Source organism: Microcella sp. (assembly GCF_033763155.1).
Taxonomy (GTDB): Bacteria; Actinomycetota; Actinomycetes; order Actinomycetales; family Microbacteriaceae; genus Microcella.
The window spans coordinates 1-2,398 of the sequence record NZ_JANRKZ010000034.1 but is presented as its reverse complement, the minus strand read 5'-3'; the positions used below and the strand labels follow the sequence as shown (position 1 = coordinate 2,398).

5 protein-coding genes are annotated in these 2,398 nt (G+C 66.0%); 4 read left to right on the top strand and 1 reads right to left on the bottom strand.

Annotated elements, in window-relative coordinates; genetic code table 11:
• The 4 genes from SFU54_RS01380 to SFU54_RS01365 all read left to right on the top strand — a co-directional run.
• Positions 1 to 874, top strand: an 874-nt coding sequence (locus SFU54_RS01380; RefSeq protein ID WP_319014523.1) for a MerR family transcriptional regulator, incomplete at its 5' end; no start/stop codon positions are given.
• Between the two features lie 78 nt (positions 875 to 952).
• Positions 953 to 1,327 (top strand): gamma-glutamylcyclotransferase family protein, encoded by a 375-nt coding sequence (locus SFU54_RS01375; RefSeq protein ID WP_319014522.1) that lies wholly within the window; start codon positions 953 to 955, stop codon positions 1,325 to 1,327.
• A gap of 97 nt (positions 1,328 to 1,424) precedes the next feature.
• The gene (locus tag SFU54_RS01370) at positions 1,425 to 1,622 is read left to right on the top strand and encodes a ribbon-helix-helix protein, CopG family (RefSeq protein ID WP_319014521.1); all 198 of its coding nucleotides are present in this window, start codon (positions 1,425 to 1,427) and stop codon (positions 1,620 to 1,622) included.
• The gene (locus tag SFU54_RS01365; protein WP_319014520.1) at positions 1,612 to 1,878 is read left to right on the top strand and encodes a type II toxin-antitoxin system RelE/ParE family toxin; all 267 of its coding nucleotides are present in this window, start codon (positions 1,612 to 1,614) and stop codon (positions 1,876 to 1,878) included. The genes SFU54_RS01370 and SFU54_RS01365 overlap by 11 nt, the downstream gene beginning before the upstream one ends.
• A gap of 131 nt (positions 1,879 to 2,009) precedes the next feature.
• On the opposite strand, the gene SFU54_RS01360 is transcribed toward SFU54_RS01365, so the two are convergent.
• On the bottom strand, positions 2,010 to 2,398 hold a 389-nt coding region (locus SFU54_RS01360; protein WP_319014519.1), incomplete at its 5' end, for a hypothetical protein.

Here is a 2,398-nt window from a genome sequence, read left to right as displayed (position 1 = left end):
GGGTTTGACCCTCCCCCGCGGCAACCTTCTACAGTCGACAACCATGGAGCAACGGCGGCACTACACGGTCGGAGAGGTTGCGCGTCTGTCGGGTCTCACCCCGAAGGCGCTGCGGCACTACGACCAGCGTGGGTTGCTTGTACCGACGAGCAGTTCTCCGTCGGGCTATCGGCTCTATAGCGACGAACAGGTTGCGCTCGCTCGCCGAATCGCGCGGCTTCGCGAGGTTGAGCTTCCGCTCGAGACGATCCGCACGATCATCACTCACGATGACGACCTCGACGTTCGACGGCTGCTCGCGGCCCACCGCACGCGCCTGCAGTCACGTGGCGAGCGCATCCGTCATTCGATCCACGCCCTCACTCACCTCATCGACGACACCCCTGGAGTGCTCATGACTCTCGATCACACGCCCGCCGAACCCGCCGACGACGAGCGGGCCCTCGCCGCTCGGCTCTACAACGAGACCTGGAGCTTGCTGCAGAACGAGGAGCGAACCGCGCGCGATGACGACCGCACGCTGCACATGGCCCATGCGTCGCGGTTTCACTGGGACAACGTCGGCACCGATCAGCACCGCTCGATCGGTGAGTGGCAGATTTCCCGCGTGAACGCCGCGCTCGGGCGTGGGCCGAGCGCTGTCTTTCACGCGGAGCGGGCCGTCGACTACGCCCAAACACCCACAGTCGAAGACTGGGTTCGCGCAAGCGCGCACGAAGGCCTCGCCCGCGCACACGCCGTGGCCGGCAATCTCGAAGCAGCGCGGCAAGCCCGCGACGAGAGCCTCGCCCTGCTCGACACCATCAGCGATGAGGATGACCGGCAGGTCATCGCGGCCGACATCGAGTCACTGCCCCTGACGCTCGACGACTGATCGAGCCCAGCGCGAGACACTCCAGCATCTCGGTTGAAAGCACTCATCACGACTGCACCGATCTTCTACGCTGGCACCGTGACTGATGCCCTCACCCCGTCGTCGGCGACGAATGCTCCCCCGCGCCTCTTCGTCTACGGCACCCTCGCGCCCGGGCGCTCGAACGAGCACGTGCTCGCCGACCTCCAGGCCACGTGGACTCCGGCGCAGGTGCGCGGGCACCTCGTCGCGCAAGGGTGGGGAGCCGCCCTCGGCCACCCCGGCCTCACGCCCGACGAGTCCGCGCCCTGGGTCGACGGGCTGCTCTTCGCGAGTGCCGAGCTGCCCGACCACTGGAGCCGCCTCGACGACTTCGAGGGCCCCGGCTACGGGCGCGTGCTCGTGTCGGCACGGCTCACCGACGGCAGCACTGTGTCGACCTTCGTCTACGCAATCCGACCCGCGAGCGACTAGCCGCGGCCTCCTCCACAGCGTTGGGCTCGGTCGAACAAGCTGCGCACGTTTGTCATACACGTCATACACTGGTGGCAGGGAGGCCAGAATGCTGTCCGTGCGACTGAGTGCAGAACAGGATGCGATGCTCGAGCGTCTCGCGCGCGAGACGGGCCGCAGCAAGAGCTACTACGTCAAGCGAGCCCTCGACGACTTTCTTGCCGATCGCGCCGATTACCTTCTGGCAATCGCCGCTCTCGAACGCGATGAGCCCCGCTACTCGGCCGCCGAGGTGAGGCGCGAACTTGGCCTATGAGGTCGAGTACACCGCAACCGCGCTGAGGCAGCTCCGCAAGCTCGATCGACAGGTGGCCCGTCGAATCGTCGACTTCCTCGACGAGGCGTCAGGGCTCGACGACCCGCACTCGCGCGGGAAAGCGCTCGTCGGCGACCGCGCCGGAATCTGGCGCTACCGGGTTGGCGACTACCGCGTGCTGTGCGAGATTCGCGATGCTGAGCTCGTGATCCTCGCGCTGGCTGTGGGGCACCGCGGCGACATCTACGACTCGTGACTTTGACGACGCTCGCGGACTGCTCACTTGTGTGGCCTTCGTCTCCGATGCGCTCGCGCCTGTTCGCGCGAAAGAGCACGTGCTCGCCGAGCTGCTGACCCGGCCCGCAGAGCCATTTGGGGGTTGAAGTGCTAGACCTCGTTCCTTTTCCCATCAGGGGCAGTTGTCGCAATATTTGCGACAACTGTGATTCCGACGAGCGTCTGGCGTTCGGCGTTCCACACGTGTTCGCTCTTCGCCTTGGGGTCTCGGTCGATCAGCGGGGCGAGTTGGCCGCGCGATTGCCACACGGCCGCTGCAACTGTCGTGGCCGCTCGCTCGAAGCCGCCCGACGCTACCGGCACCCAAGCCCCAAGCAATCGCGACCCGATCGCATCCACATTTCGCAATCGGTTCACTCGTCGTTCGTCGCGGATGCTCGACTCGAGTGATGTAGTCGACGCATGGACATCGTCAAGATTGAGAAGAAGCAGACCCTGAGCCGGGAAGAGGCCGCTCACCAGCTCCGCGCGATCGCGGA